The 14,579-nt window shown below is 51.0% G+C and carries 15 protein-coding genes and 1 pseudogene; 9 read left to right on the top strand and 7 right to left on the bottom strand.

The genetic code is table 11. The features are described from left to right. The first annotated feature begins 3 nt into the window (after window positions 1-3). From rsxG to gstA, 5 genes are all read left to right on the top strand, one after another. Window positions 4-624 (top strand): electron transport complex subunit RsxG, encoded by a 621-nt coding sequence (rsxG, locus tag HV041_RS09600; RefSeq protein WP_048211747.1) that lies wholly within the window; start codon window positions 4-6, stop codon window positions 622-624. A gap of 2 nt (window positions 625-626) precedes the next feature. Then, on the top strand, window positions 627-1,319 hold the full coding sequence (locus HV041_RS09605) for an electron transport complex subunit E (protein ID WP_048211748.1): 693 nt from the start codon (window positions 627-629) through the stop codon (window positions 1,317-1,319). Beyond that, the gene (gene nth / locus HV041_RS09610; protein WP_121584605.1) at window positions 1,319-1,954 is read left to right on the top strand and encodes an endonuclease III; all 636 of its coding nucleotides are present in this window, start codon (window positions 1,319-1,321) and stop codon (window positions 1,952-1,954) included. The genes HV041_RS09605 and nth overlap by 1 nt, the downstream gene beginning before the upstream one ends. Window positions 1,955-2,565: 611 nt before the next feature. Continuing rightward, window positions 2,566-4,071, top strand: a complete 1,506-nt coding sequence (dtpA, locus tag HV041_RS09615) for a dipeptide/tripeptide permease DtpA (protein ID WP_048211750.1) — start codon at window positions 2,566-2,568, stop codon at window positions 4,069-4,071. 104 nt (window positions 4,072-4,175) lie between these two features. Then, a complete protein-coding gene (gene gstA, locus HV041_RS09620) occupies window positions 4,176-4,781 on the top strand; it encodes a glutathione transferase GstA (RefSeq protein ID WP_048211751.1) in 606 nt (201 codons plus the stop codon). Window positions 4,782-4,864: 83 nt separating this feature from the next. On the opposite strand, the gene pdxY is transcribed toward gstA, so the two are convergent. The 5 genes from pdxY to anmK form a co-directional block, all read right to left on the bottom strand. Next, a complete protein-coding gene (pdxY, locus tag HV041_RS09625; protein ID WP_048211752.1) occupies window positions 4,865-5,725 on the bottom strand; it encodes a pyridoxal kinase PdxY in 861 nt (286 codons plus the stop codon). 63 nt (window positions 5,726-5,788) lie between these two features. Continuing rightward, window positions 5,789-7,063 (bottom strand): tyrosine--tRNA ligase, encoded by a 1,275-nt coding sequence (gene tyrS / locus HV041_RS09630; protein ID WP_121584604.1) that lies wholly within the window; start codon window positions 7,061-7,063, stop codon window positions 5,789-5,791. Between the two features lie 126 nt (window positions 7,064-7,189). Continuing rightward, window positions 7,190-7,846, bottom strand: coding sequence for a pyridoxamine 5'-phosphate oxidase (pdxH, locus tag HV041_RS09635; RefSeq protein ID WP_121584603.1), 657 nt, complete (start codon window positions 7,844-7,846; stop codon window positions 7,190-7,192). A 58-nt stretch (window positions 7,847-7,904) separates the two neighbouring features. Continuing rightward, window positions 7,905-8,234, bottom strand: a complete 330-nt coding sequence (mliC, locus tag HV041_RS09640; RefSeq protein ID WP_086523662.1) for a C-type lysozyme inhibitor — start codon at window positions 8,232-8,234, stop codon at window positions 7,905-7,907. 87 nt (window positions 8,235-8,321) lie between these two features. After that, window positions 8,322-9,443, bottom strand: a complete 1,122-nt coding sequence (gene anmK / locus HV041_RS09645) for an anhydro-N-acetylmuramic acid kinase (RefSeq protein WP_048211755.1) — start codon at window positions 9,441-9,443, stop codon at window positions 8,322-8,324. A 274-nt stretch (window positions 9,444-9,717) separates the two neighbouring features. On the opposite strand from anmK, the gene slyB reads away from it, so the two are divergent. After that, window positions 9,718-10,185: an outer membrane lipoprotein SlyB gene (gene slyB / locus HV041_RS09650; RefSeq protein ID WP_003029175.1), complete on the top strand. Its 468-nt coding sequence runs from the start codon at window positions 9,718-9,720 to the stop codon at window positions 10,183-10,185. Between the two features lie 48 nt (window positions 10,186-10,233). Here slyB and slyA read toward each other — a convergent pair whose 3' ends face one another. Next, window positions 10,234-10,674: a transcriptional regulator SlyA gene (gene slyA / locus HV041_RS09655; protein ID WP_019076732.1), complete on the bottom strand. Its 441-nt coding sequence runs from the start codon at window positions 10,672-10,674 to the stop codon at window positions 10,234-10,236. 192 nt (window positions 10,675-10,866) lie between these two features. Between slyA and HV041_RS09660 the strand changes: the two genes are divergently transcribed. From HV041_RS09660 to HV041_RS09670, 3 genes and pseudogenes are all read left to right on the top strand, one after another. Continuing rightward, window positions 10,867-11,103 (top strand): DUF1656 domain-containing protein, encoded by a 237-nt coding sequence (locus tag HV041_RS09660; protein ID WP_005127177.1) that lies wholly within the window; start codon window positions 10,867-10,869, stop codon window positions 11,101-11,103. A gap of 2 nt (window positions 11,104-11,105) precedes the next feature. Continuing rightward, complete coding sequence (locus tag HV041_RS09665) at window positions 11,106-11,969, top strand: HlyD family secretion protein (protein WP_048211756.1); 864 nt, start codon at window positions 11,106-11,108, stop codon at window positions 11,967-11,969. After that, window positions 11,966-14,006 (top strand): annotated as a pseudogene (locus tag HV041_RS09670) (FUSC family protein). The gene HV041_RS09665 and the pseudogene HV041_RS09670 overlap by 4 nt, the downstream one beginning before the upstream one ends. Here the strand turns inward: HV041_RS09670 and sodC are convergent. After that, window positions 13,982-14,503: a superoxide dismutase [Cu-Zn] SodC gene (gene sodC / locus HV041_RS09675; protein ID WP_005127180.1), complete on the bottom strand. Its 522-nt coding sequence runs from the start codon at window positions 14,501-14,503 to the stop codon at window positions 13,982-13,984. The pseudogene HV041_RS09670 and the gene sodC overlap by 25 nt on opposite strands. Between the last annotated feature and the right edge of the window lie 76 nt (window positions 14,504-14,579).

Below are 14,579 nucleotides of genomic sequence, written 5' to 3' on the forward strand. Positions count from 1 at the left end.
CCTATGCTGAAAACGATTCGTAAACACGGTATTACACTGGCGCTGTTTGCTGCGGGCTCGACGGGGTTAACCGCGGCAATCAATCAATTAACCAAGTCCACTATTGATGAACAGGCCGCGCTGCAGCAAAAAGCACTGTTCGATCAGGTTCTGCCTGGCGAACGCTACAATAATAACTTGCCTGAGAGTTGTTATCTGGTCGATGCGCCAGCGTTAGGCAAAGGCAGCCACCGAGTGTATATTGCCCGCCAGGACGATCGTCCGGTTGCGGCAATTCTGGAGGCTACGGCCCCCGATGGTTATTCCGGCGCAATTCAACTTCTGGTTGGTGTAGATTTCAACGGTACTGTGCTGGGTACGCGGGTAACAGAACATCATGAAACACCAGGCCTCGGTGATAAAATCGAGTTACGTCTGTCAGACTGGATAACCCATTTTAGCGGCAAAACGATTAGTGCAGAGAACGACCCTCACTGGGCGGTGAAAAAAGACGGCGGCGACTTTGACCAGTTTACGGGCGCAACCATCACGCCGCGTGCGGTGGTGAATGCAGTAAAACGCGCCGGTTTATATGCGCAGACGCTGCCTGCGCAACTTCCTCAACTTAGCGCCTGTGGAGAATAACCATGAGCGAAATTAAAGACGTCATTGTTCAGGGGCTTTGGAAAAATAACTCCGCCCTTGTACAGTTACTCGGGATGTGCCCGTTGCTGGCCGTTACCTCTACTGCAACCAATGCGTTAGGTCTGGGGCTTGCGACCACGCTGGTGTTGACCCTGACAAACCTGACGATTTCAGCGCTACGCCGCTGGACACCGCCCGAAATCCGTATTCCCATTTATGTCATGATCATCGCCTCCGTAGTGAGTGCGGTACAAATGCTTATCAATGCCTACGCCTTTGGCCTGTATCAGTCTCTGGGTATCTTTATCCCGCTGATTGTGACCAACTGTATTGTTGTTGGCCGCGCAGAAGCCTTCGCCGCCAAAAAAGGCCCTGCATTATCCGCACTCGATGGTTTTTCTATTGGCATGGGGGCGACCGGCGCCATGTTTGTTCTCGGATCGCTGCGTGAAATCATAGGTAACGGTACATTGTTCGACGGCGCAGACGGACTGCTGGGCAATTGGGCCAAAGTCCTGCGCGTGGAGATCTTCCATACTGACACACCATTTCTGCTGGCCATGCTACCGCCGGGTGCATTCATTGGCCTGGGGCTGATGCTGGCTGTTAAGTATCTGATTGATGAAAAGATGAAGAAGCGTCGTGCCGAGGCCGCTATGGCAGCAGACCCGGCGGGTGAAACAGGGAATGTGTAATGAACAAAGCAAAACGGCTGGAAATACTGACGCGCCTGCGTGATAACAATCCGCATCCGACAACCGAGCTTAATTTTACATCACCGTTTGAACTGCTGATTTCGGTCTTGCTCTCCGCGCAGGCCACCGATGTCAGCGTCAATAAAGCAACAGCTAAGCTTTACCCCGTCGCTAATACGCCTGCCGCGATGCTGGAACTCGGCGTTGAAGGTGTTAAGTCCTACATCAAGACAATCGGTTTGTTTAACAGCAAAGCGGAGAACGTGATTAAAACCTGCCGCATTTTACTGGAAAAGCACAATGGCGAGGTTCCGGAAGACAGAGCCGCATTAGAAGCCCTGCCTGGCGTTGGGCGCAAGACGGCGAATGTAGTGTTAAATACCGCCTTCGGCTGGCCAACGATTGCCGTAGATACCCACATTTTCCGGGTATGTAACCGGACACAATTTGCCCCAGGTAAAAACGTCGAACAGGTCGAAGAGAAACTGCTGAAAGTCGTCCCCAGTGAATTTAAAGTCGATTGCCACCACTGGTTAATTCTTCATGGTCGCTACACCTGCATAGCCAGAAAACCACGTTGCGGTTCCTGCATTATCGAAGATCTTTGCGAATTCAAAGAAAAAGCCGATATCTGACAACATGGGGCCATAACGCTGGCCCCTATTTCATAACGATTAGTTATGCACTTCTCAATCGTTAATTTCCCGACAATGATGCCGTACCTTCCTGCATATCTAATGTAATATTCTTGTGAACTAACACCTGAGTAGGTTAATCGTTTTTTTAATAGTAGAAATTTCTATCCATCCGTGATCAAGATCACCCTGATAACATTATGTAAAATATTTATTATTTTGTAGTTAAAATGACAATCAGATGACCTGACAGGTTCGTTTCGATACAAAACATTACACTGGCTATTTTTCAGATAATGGACCATATCACTACCTTCAAGCCAAAATAGCAGAACATATCGCCACATTCCCATTTTAACCCCATCCTGACAGTGTAAAAATCTGCCATTCTCCATATGAAGAAATTTAACGCTGGATAACATTTCTCAGCCCCGACGATTTCACCACCTGAGTTATATGTAACAGATTATTACAAACCCCTTGTCTGAATGGTCAAGATAGTGAACATTACTTGCCGTTTCCCCTCCCACTATAACAATCGGACGGATGAACTTGACTCATCACGTACCAGAACACCCCCGTTGATATGGGATGTAAAAAAAGAGGTAAAAGTGTCTACTGCAAACAATAAACCAACAGAAAGCGTCAGTTTAAACGCCTTCAAACAACCAAAAGCGTTCTATCTCATTTTCTCAATTGAGCTATGGGAACGTTTTGGTTATTACGGCCTGCAAGGGATTATGGCCGTCTACCTGGTGAAGCAACTGGGTATGTCAGAAGCGGATTCCATCACCCTTTTCTCCTCCTTTAGCGCCCTGGTGTATGGCCTTGTTGCCATTGGTGGCTGGTTAGGTGATAAAGTTCTGGGTACAAAACGCGTCATTATGCTGGGTGCCGTTGTCCTGGCCATTGGTTATGCGCTGGTTGCATGGTCTGGTCACGATGCGGGTATCGTTTATATGGGTATGGCAGCCATCGCGGTCGGTAACGGCCTGTTTAAAGCGAACCCATCTTCCCTGCTTTCTACCTGCTATGCCAAAGATGACCCGCGTCTTGATGGTGCATTCACCATGTACTACATGTCCGTCAACATCGGCTCATTCTTCTCTATGCTGGCAACACCGTGGCTGGCAGCGCGTTATGGTTGGAGCACCGCGTTCGCCCTGAGCGTTGTGGGTATGCTGATCACCGTTGTTAACTTCGCCTTCTGCCAGCGCTGGGTTAAACAGTACGGTTCCAAGCCTGACTTTGAACCAATCAACTTCCGTAACCTGCTGCTGACTATCGTTGGCGTTGTGGTGCTGATCGCGATTGCAACCTGGCTGCTGCACAACCAGCAGATCGCACGTATGGTTCTGGGTGTGATTGCCATCGGTATCGTATTTATCTTCGGTAAAGAAGCCTTCACCATGCACGGTGCTGCCCGTCGTAAAATGATCGTTGCCTTCATTCTGATGCTGGAAGCGATTATCTTCTTCGTGCTGTACAGCCAGATGCCGACGTCTCTGAACTTCTTCGCGATTCGTAACGTTGAGCACTCTATTCTGGGTATTGCTTTTGAACCTGAACAGTACCAGGCATTGAACCCGTTCTGGATCATCATTGGTAGCCCAATCCTCGCCGCTATCTATAACAAGATGGGCGATACGCTGCCGATGCCAACCAAATTTGCGATTGGTATGGTGCTGTGTTCCGGTGCGTTCCTGATCCTGCCGCTGGGCGCTAAATTCGCGACCGATGCGGGCATCGTTTCTGTTAACTGGCTGATCATCTGCTACGGTCTGCAAAGTATCGGTGAACTGATGATTTCTGGTCTGGGCCTGGCGATGGTGGCACAGTTGGTTCCACAGCGTCTGATGGGCTTCATTATGGGTAGCTGGTTCCTGACTACTGCCGGTGCAAACATCATCGGTGGTTACGTGGCTAACATGATGGCGGTTCCGGAGAATGTGACCGATCCGCTGATGTCTTTGGAAGTCTACGGTCGCGTGTTCCTGCAGATTGGTGTTGCAACGGCGGTTATCGCTGTTCTGATGCTGCTGACGGCACCGAAACTGAATCGGATGACTCAGGACGACGAAGCCGATGAGAAAGCCGCTAAGGCCGCAACAGCGTAATTCTCAGGGAAACTTAATTTCAGGCCGCTAACTGTTGTTAGCGGCTTTTTTTTTGCTCCAGGTAGCACTACCATACGGTATACCTCAGCCAAAAGGAGTTACCGATGAAACTGTTCTACAAACCGGGCGCTTGTTCTCTCGCTTCCCACATCACACTTCGTGAGAGCGGTAAAGATTTCACTCTGGATGGTGTTGATCTGATGAAGAAACGCCTGGAAAACGGCGACGATTTTTTCGCGGTAAACCCGAAAGGACAAGTTCCCGCACTGTTGCTGGATGATGGTACACTACTGACCGAAGGCGTCGCCATCATGCAATATCTGGCTGATACCGTTCCAGACCGTCATCTCCTGGCCCCTACCAGCAGTCTCTCCCGCTACAAAACTATCGAATGGCTTAACTATATCGCTACAGAGCTACATAAAGGTTTTACCCCACTGTTCCGCCCGGACACGCCAGAGGAGTACAAACCAACCGTACGCGCATTGCTTGAGAAAAAAATGCAGTATGTGAACGAATCGCTGAAAGACAACCCGTGGATTTGCGGCGCACGCTTCAGCATTGCTGATGCCTATCTGTTTACCGTGCTGCGTTGGGCGTATGCGGTTAAGTTGAATATGGCAGGATTAAGCCATATCGAGGCGTATATGGCGCGCATGGCTGAACGCCCGGCGGTTGCCGCAGCGCTTAAAGCGGAAGGATTAAATTAATTGTTGTTGCCGGGTAGCGCTTGCGCTTACCCGGCCTACAGCCAAACCCAGGCCCGATAAGCGTGAGCGCCATTGCACATTGATTACAGCTGAGTAGCGCTAAAGTAGTGTTCCGGTTTCGCGATACGATCCTGAGCGGCAACCACCTGCAGCTCATACTCCTGCATCTCTTTGGTGGCAATCATAATTTCGTACACCGCCGCAGTCACATGTTCCAGCGCCTGCTGCAATGAAGCCCCCTGCAACAGTTTAACCAACAGCAAGCCACTGGTGACGTCACCAACGCCAACCGGTTGGCGTGAGCCAAAATCAACAAGCGGACGGCTGATATGCCACGCCTGATCAGCGGTGACCAACAGCATCTCAAAGCGATCTGCGCTCATGCCTGCACGGGCAAGATGCTTAACCAGCACAATTTCCGGCCCCTGCGCAATCAGTTCACGGGCAGCCAGCACCGCCTCATCAACATTGTTAACCGCATGCTCGCACAGAATTTCGAGTTCAATCAGATTTGGCGCGATAATGTCGCTGGCCGGAAGTGCGTGACGAACATGAAATTCCGCAACGCCAGGTGCCACGATGCACCCTTTTTCAGGATGACCCATCACTGGATCGCAAAAGAATTTCGCCTGGGGATTTGCCGCTTTCACTTTGCGCACAATACCCAGAATATGCTCGCCCTGCTCAGCGGATCCCAGATAACCACTCAGCACCGCATCGCAGGTCTGAAGTTTATCGATATCAGCAATGCCCTGAACAATCTCAGTCAGGTGACTGGGTGGCATAACACAGCCGGTCCATTTACCGTACTGCGTGTGGTTAGAAAACTGAACGGTGTTGAGCGGCCAGACATTCGCGCCAAGACGACGCATCGGAAATTCGGCAGCACTGTTGCCGGCATGGCCAAAAACAACGTGGGACTGGATGGCGAGGATATTCTTCATTTTACTTACCACAACCCTAAAAAATAAAGGGGCGTAGTTTCCCACGCCCCTGCTGACTTTGACTTACTTCCAGCAAATCAGACAGTAGTTCTTTTTGCCACGGCGCAGTAAGGTGTAGCGGCCGAACAAAATATCACTGTCCTGGAAGAAATATTCCGGGTCAGATTGTTTCTTACCATTAATGGTGACCGCATTAGACGCGATGGTCTTACGCGCCTGACCGCGAGAAGGCTGCAGTTCAGAATCCACCAGCGCCTGCATCAGGTCGGCACCCTTGTCCATTTCAATCATCGGTACACCATCCTGCGCCAGCTGTTCGAAGTCCGCTTCGCTCAGGTCGCTCAGGTTACCATTGAACAGGCTTTCGGTAATGCGTTTCGCCGCCACTAAACCTTCTTCGCCGTGAACCAGACGCGTTACCTGCTCAGCCAGAACATACTGGGCACGCGGCGCTTTACCGCTGTTCTTATCTTCTTCTTCCAGCGCATTGATCTCTTCAATGTCCATGAAAGTGAAGAATTTCAGGAAGCGATATACGTCCGCGTCAGCTGTGTTGATCCAGAACTGGTAGAACTTGTATGGGCTGGTTTTCTTCGGATCCAGCCAAACTGCGCCACCTTCCGTTTTACCGAATTTGGTACCGTCAGCTTTAGTGATCAGCGGAACCGTCAGGCCAAATACCTGATTCTGATGCAGACGGCGGGTCAGATCGATACCCGAGGTAATGTTACCCCACTGGTCAGAACCGCCAATTTGCAATGCCACGCCATGCAGTTTATTCAGGCAGGCAAAATCATAACCTTGCAGCAGGTTGTAAGAAAACTCGGTAAAGGAGATCCCCTGATCGTCACGGTTCAGACGCTGCTTAACCGCTTCTTTGTTGATCATCTGGTTTACGGAGAAGTGTTTGCCGATATCACGCAGGAAAGTCAGTACGTTCATACCGCCAAACCAGTCGTAGTTGTTCGCAGCAATCGCCGAGTTGTCGCCACAGTCGAAATCGAGGAACGGTGCCACCTGTTTGCGGATTTTATCCACCCACTCCTGCACGGTATCTTCAGTATTCAGTTTACGCTCGGCGGCTTTAAAGCTCGGATCGCCAATCAGACCCGTTGCACCACCCACCAACGCAACAGGCTTATGGCCTGCCTGCTGGAAGCGTTTCAGGCATAACAATGGAACCAGATGCCCCAAATGCAAGCTGTCAGCGGTAGGATCGAAGCCGCAATAGAGCGCGATCGGGCCTTGCGCCAGTCGCTCTGCTAACGCTTCCTCGTCCGTCACCTGGGCCACCAGCCCCCGCTCTTGCAATTGTTTAATCAAGTTACTGCTTGCCATCAAAATCTCCATGTATAAAACGACTGCACCTTTGCCGGTACACGACTTTTCGCCTGATGCGAAAGAGACATAGAATAAAGCGCCGGATTCATCAGCACCAGCGCTTAAAACAAGAATTTTGCATCTTTAGGGGGCCAGACGGTCAATTTTCCACGCGTCATCTTCACGTTGGTATAAAAAACGGTCGTGCAGACGGTTTTCACCACCCTGCCAGAACTCCATTTGTTCAATGCTCACTCGAAAGCCGCCCCAGAAACTCGGCAACGGAACTTCCCCTTGCTGAAACTTCTGCTTCAGCTCAAGAAATTTACTTTCCAGAATTCCGCGTGCGGAGATCCGACTGGACTGCTTAGAAACCCAGGCGCCAATCTGGCTATCGCGCGGGCGACTGTGGAAATATTTTACCACCTCAAGCATGGACAAGCGTTCGGCCTTGCCGATGACCATCACCTGCCGTTCCAGCGTATGCCAGGGGAACAAGAGGCTAATGCGTGGGTTGTTCTCGATCTGGTGCGCCTTACGGCTGCCCATGTTGGTATAAAACACCAGCCCTTTGTCATCATAATGTTTGAGCAACACGATTCGCTGATACGGCTGACCGTGTTCATCGACTGTTGCGACGACCATAGCGGTAGGGTCTGCCAGTTTGGCATCACAGGCTTGCCCCAGCCAGCGCTCAAACAGCGCAAGGGGTTCGGCGGGAAGATCGCGGCGGCGAAGACCACCTTTCGTGTATTCACGGCGCAGATGCGCGATTTGCTGCAATTCGTCGTTATCAGACATGATGTTGGCTACGGATTGTCAGTGGGTGACGCTATTGTGCGCCGCCCAGGTGAAAATCTCAACGCTTCGGGTTCTGTAACTGACAGTTATTTAGCACAATTCTGTCTCGTTTATAGACCGTTGCCTCGTCGCCTTTAGACCAGAAGACGTAGATACCATCGGTATAGCGTGCACCTGATGCCGACACACCCTGTTTGAGATTCAATAGTTGATTATCATAAACAAAGCTCGCCACCTGTCGGGTATTGTTCAATTTTACGGTAAGCGGTTTTTCATCACAGCGGTATTCGAGCGTATCCGTTTGCATGCGCTCGACAAATTGGTTGTACACACTACAACCGGTAAGCAATACGGGCAGACACACTAATAACAATTTTTTCATAGCCATTTCCTGAAGACTTTCCTGGTCCCGGAGGGCAAAAACACCCTCCCTAACATCCCTAGTTTATCGGTATAGCGCCTGAAATAATTTCAGTTAACTCTGAGTTCGTGGATTGGCGGGGAAAATAGCCCCTAAAACGCTGGGCTCAGATGCACCGGTCACCGAAGGCAGGTTGCCCGGCAGTCCCGCGAGTGTACGCCACGCCAGCCAGGCAAAGGCCAACGCTTCCATATCATCACCACTGATCCCGGCTTCATCGGTGGAGGTCACTTCCGTCCCTGGCAGCAGCGCCGCCAGACGCATCATAAGAAGTGGATTGCGACTACCGCCGCCACATACCATCAACCGTTCACACCCACCGCTCAACAGGACCTGCTCGGAAATCGTCACGGCCGTCAGCTCAGCCAAAGTCGCCTGTACGTCTCGTGGGCGAATTCCCGGAAACTGCGCCAGATGGCGTTCAATCCAGCCATAATTGAAATATTCGCGCCCCGTACTCTTTGGCGCTGGTGCAGAGAAATACGGATCGTTAAGCATCGTTTGCAACAGTGGCAGGATCACTGTACCCGAGCAGGCCCACTGTGCATCTTTATCATAAGGTTGGCCACATTGCCGCCAAATCCACGCATCCATCAGCATATTGCCCGGGCCGGTGTCATACCCCCGAACCGGTTGTTTTGGAATGAGCAGTGACAGATTGGCAATACCACCAATATTTAACACCATCCGGCGTTCCGTTGGATGCGCCAGCAACGCCTGATGAAAAGCGGGAACCAGCGGTGCCCCCTGTCCACCTAACGCGATATCGCGCCGACGAAAATCACCGACCACCGTTACCCCGGTACGCGCTACAATCTGGTTGTTATCACCAATTTGTAACGTGTGTGGCGCAATTCCTGTCGGTTCATGCCACACGGTTTGCCCATGACAGCCGATCGCGACAATATCCTGCGGTTTTAATTTTTCCTGCTGCAGCAACGCGTTCACCGCATCAGCGAACAAACGCCCCAACTGCGTGTCCAGTTGACCGTATTGGGAAAGCGTCAGTTGCTGCCCCTGACAAATATCCAGAATGGCCTGTTTTACATGAACGGGGATGGGCCATGTCAGACTTGCCTGCTGCGCAACCATCGTTTCATCTATCGCCGCCAGCACAACATCCACACCATCAAGGCTGGTTCCAGACATCACTCCGATAAAACGGCCCGATTTCATACGTCATCCTTTTAAGCAAATTAGCCTTGACACTCCACCATAAAGTGTCGACTAATTCCATGCTTCCTTGATGATTTTTGCAGGTTAATCTTTCCAGTAACCGCTAAATTCCATCACTGTGATGAATGATTCGTTTATACTCGGTTAACCCGATTTCGGTTAAGATTTTCATATTGTTCCAGTAGAACATGTGACCTTAGGCTCACAAATGCCATATAATTTAGCCATGAGGAGTGCTTTATTAGCGTTTCGTGGTGACAAAGGAGATTTGTAAATGATTAAACGTGTGCTGATTGTTTCATTAATGGGCGTATCTTTAGCGGGCTGCGTTAACAATGATAGCCTTTCCGGTGACGTGTATACCGCATCCGAAGCGAAACAAGTTCAGAACGTTACCTACGGTACGATTGTTCATGTTCGTCCGGTGCAAATCCAGGGTGGTGACGACGCAAACGTGATTGGCGCTATTGGTGGTGCTGTGCTGGGTGGGTTCCTCGGTAACACCGTAGGCGGCGGTACCGGTCGTTCATTAGCGACAGCTGCAGGTGCGGTTGCTGGTGGCGTAGCAGGCCAGGGCGTACAAGGCGCGATGAATAAAACCCAGGGCGTAGAACTGGAAATTCGTAAGGATGACGGTAATACCATTATGGTGGTTCAGAAGCAGGGTGCGACCAAATTCTCTGCGGGTCAGCGCGTTGTTATGGCTAACAATGGTAGCCAGGTTACCGTGTCTCCACGTTAATCGAATTCACGTGTGGTCAGCCTCTGGCCACACGTCGTTTTGATCGCTTTAGCCCTGCGACTGCAGTTCAATGATATTGTGTTCCAGTCTGGCGACCAGTTTTATCAGCAGATCAATTTCCTCAGCGGAAATCCCTTCCAGAATTTCGCCGCGCGTTTTATTGATAACCGCTTCCATATCAGCAATCAGCGGTTCGGCCTTCTCCGTTAATTTAATTCTCTTTGCCCGACGATCGCTGGCGCAAGTCTGTCGTGAAATGAGTCCCTTTTCTTCTAACTGGTCGAGTGTACGCACCAATGAAGGCTGCTCAATACCAATCGCTTTAGCCAGTTGAATCTGTGATTGATCCGGTGGCAACTGATGAATGTTGTGCAGCGTAACCCAATGCGTCTGCGTCAACTCCAGAGGTTTCAGGCGATGGTCAATCAGAGCACGCCAAATGCGCACCAACCGTGCCAGATCAGAACCTAATGGCGATTCCAATTTCATCTCCTTATAATTAGCTTGCTAAGTTATTGTGCTGATTTTAGAATAGTGTGCAGCATTTGTATTCCCAAAACAAATGTATTGCCAAATTTGCTTACCGGATGACATTTTTTCAGACATTATGCGTTACAGAGACACATTGTCCCTTTTTTTGCTAAACCTATAGCAACGCTCTTTTCGCCAAGGATTTTGCCCGTGAAGTTTATGTTTAATGCAACAGGATTGCCCCTACAAGATTTAATGATCGGAGCATCTGTCTACTTCCCCCCTATTTTCAAGGCGTTTGTTGCAGGATTTATCCTCTGGCTAGTTGTTCATCGCCTGCTACGCGACTGGATCTATTCTGGCGAAATCTGGCATCCCCTGTTAATGGATCTGTCCCTCTTTACGCTTTGCGTGTGTCTGGCCTTTGTCATGTTGATTGCGTGGTGATTATGTCGCTTAAAACCATTAAATACTTCTCCACTATTATAGTCGCTGTCATCGCCGTCCTCGCCGGGTGGTGGATGTGGAATTACTATATGCAATCTCCATGGACGCGTGACGGAAAAGTCCGCGCTGAACAGGTCAGCATCACACCACAAATCTCTGGCAGCATTAGTGAACTCAACATTAAAGATAATCAACTGGTTAACAAAGGCGATATTCTTTTTGTTATCGACAAGACCCCTTTCCAAATAGCTGAGCTGAATGCACAGGCTCAGCTGGCCAAAGCGCAGTCCGATCTGACCAAAGCCGATAATGAAGCCAGACGTCGCCGCAATTTGTCGCAAAATTTCATCTCGGCAGAAGATTTGGACAGTGCACTGCTCAATGTAAAAGCCATGCAGGCGACTGTTGCCGCAGCCCAGGCCAGCTTGCGCCATGCTCAGTGGCAACTGGCGCAAACGGTAGTCAAAGCCCCGGTCACAGGCTGGGTCACCAATCTATCAACCCGTACCGGAGACTACGCCTCAACGGGTAAACCGCTGTTTGCTCTGGTCGACAGTCACTCTTTTTATGTCATGGGCTATTTCGAAGAAACCAAGCTACGCCATATTCAAGACGGGGCACCTGCTCTAATCACTCTCTACAGCGGCAACATTAAGTTACAGGGTCACGTTTCCAGCATTGGTCGCGCTATTTATGATCAGAGCGTGGAAAGCAATTCCGGTCTGGTTCCTGACATCAAACCAAACGTTCCGTGGGTCCGTCTGGCGCAGCGGGTTCCTGTTCGTATCGAATTTGATACCCTTCCGCACGATGTTACGCTGGTTTCGGGGACAACCTGTAGCGTGTCCATCGGCCAGCAAAAATGAAACTGCCCCGCCTGACACCAGCCATTCTGCCGTGGTTTAAAGCCACGAGCGGACAATGGCGTTACGCGCTGCGTAATACTATTGCGATGTGTCTGGCGCTAACCTTCGCCTATTACCTCAATCTGGACGAACCCTACTGGGCGATGACATCAGCAGCGGTAGTCAGTTTTCCAACCGTTGGTGGCGTGATCAGCAAAAGTCTGGGGCGTATCGCGGGCAGTTTACTTGGTGCAACGGCCGCATTGATTATAGCCGGCCATACACTCAATGAACCGTGGCTGTTTCTGTTGAGCATGTCAGTCTGGATCGGTTTTTGTACCTGGGCGTGCGCGCATTTCACCAACAACGTGGCCTACGCTTTTCAACTGGCAGGCTATACCGCGGCGATTATTGCGTTTCCAATGGTGCATATTACAGAGGTTACGCAACTGTGGGATATCGCCCAGGCACGTGTGTGCGAAGTCATTGTCGGGATCCTGTGTGGCGGCTTGATGATGATGATCCTGCCCAGTACATCCGATGGCACCACGCTGTTGACCGCATTGAAAAATATGCATGCACGTTTGCTGGAGCATGCCAGTTTACTCTGGCAGCCAGAAACCACAGATGCTATCCGCACCGCCCATGAAGGGGTGATCGGCCAAATCCTGACCATGAATCTGCTACGTATTCAGGCGTTCTGGAGCCACTACCGTTTTCGCCGTCAAAATACCTTGCTCAATGCGTTGTTACACCAGCAGTTGCGGTTGACCAGCGTAATTTCCAGCCTGCGGCGGATGCTACTGAACTGGCCCAATCCTCCGGCAAATACCCGGAATGTCATTGAGCAGTTGCTGAACGCATTGGTAAAACCCGATACCGACAGCTACGCCGTCGCGCGGATTATCGCCCCGCTGTGCCCCGTCGATCAGCATGACTATCGGCACGTCGCCTTCTGGCAGCGTCTGCGCTATTTTTGCCGTATCTATCTGAAAAGCAGCCATTATCTGCGCTTACTGGAAAAGGGGGTTACGGTCGATAATATCAATATTGAGCGCACGCCGGGTCTTGCCCGTCATACCGATAACGCGGAGGCTCTCTGGAGCGGATTGCGTACCTTCATTACGCTGATGGCAATCGGCGCGTGGAGCATTGGCGCACAATGGGAATCAGGCTCCGGGGCTCTGACACTTGCCGCCATCAGCTGCGTGTTGTATTCCGCCGTAGCAGCCCCCTTCAAATCACTCTCTTTGCTGATGCGCACGCTGGTCCTGCTGTCGCTGTTCAGTTTTGTGGTGAAATTCGGTCTGATGGTACAAATTACCGATCTCTGGCAGTTCATTCTGTTTCTCTTCCCACTGCTTGCCACCATGCAGTTGTTAAAATTACAGATGCCGAAACTGGCGGGGCTTTGGGGACAGCTGATCGTCTTTATGGGATCGTTCATCGCGGTGACCAATCCTCCCGTCTATGATTTTGCAGTTTTTTTGAATGACAATACGGCGAAGATCACGGGCGTCGCTCTGTCGTGGCTGGCTTTTGCCATTCTGCGGCCAGGTTCTGATGCGAGAAAGAGCCGCCGTCATATTCGCGCGTTACGGCGTAACTTTGTTGATCAACTTAGCCGCCATCCGTCACTCAGTGAAAATGAGTTTGAGTCACTGACCTATCATCATGTCAGCCAGCTCAGCAACAGCCAGGATGCACTGGCGCGACGTTGGTTACTACGCTGGGGAGTGGTGCTACTGAACTGCTCACACGTGGTATGGCAACTTCGCGTCTGGGAGGCACGATCAGATCCGTTGGCGCGCGTCAGGGATGTGTGTATATCACTGTTACGCGATGTGATGAGTGAACGTGGCGTGCAGCAACGTCCGCTGAATGCCACGCTTAACGAACTCCAGCGCATCTGTGATGCACTGGCCCATCATCATCAGCCCGCAGCGCAGGAGTTATCGGCCCTTATCTGGCGACTACACTGCTCACTTTCACAACTTGAGCAAGCGCCGCCACCGGGCACGCTGAGTCGCTGATTACTTGATAACACCACAGGCGTAGCGCGCACCTCCGCCGCCAAGTGGTTTCGGTTGATCGGACATATTATCGCCACCCACATGGATCATCAGCGCCTTACCTTTTACCTCGTCGAGCGTTTTGAGCCGCGGCGCAACAACCGGCGTTGTCGCATTCCCTTCGTTATTTACCACCAGCAATGGCAGGTCACCCATGTGACCTGCGCCTTCCGGACCTTCATGCTTGCCAGTTTTATGCGGATCATAATGACCGCCAGCCGATTCTGCTGCTGAGGCTTTACCCTCTTTGATAGCGGGTTGGCAACTGCCGTTAGCATGCACATGAAAACCATGTTCACCCGGTGGCAGTGCTTTAAGATCAGGCGTAAACTCCAGCCCTTTTGCGGATTCGGCAATAGTGACCGTACCAATCTCCTGGCCAACGCCCTGCGACGTCACCAGATTCATCACCACCTTCTCACTGGCAGCCTGTGCACCTGCACAGGCCAATAACGTGATGATGGCTAAACTCAAACGTTTCATACAACCTCCGTCATCCAGGTGTCTGACTGATAAGTGTAATCCAGTGACACAAATTTGAACGACGGAACGCTGAATA

It is taken from the genome of Citrobacter sp. RHBSTW-00029 (genome assembly GCF_014104295.1).
Taxonomy (GTDB): Bacteria; Pseudomonadota; Gammaproteobacteria; order Enterobacterales; family Enterobacteriaceae; genus Citrobacter; species Citrobacter youngae.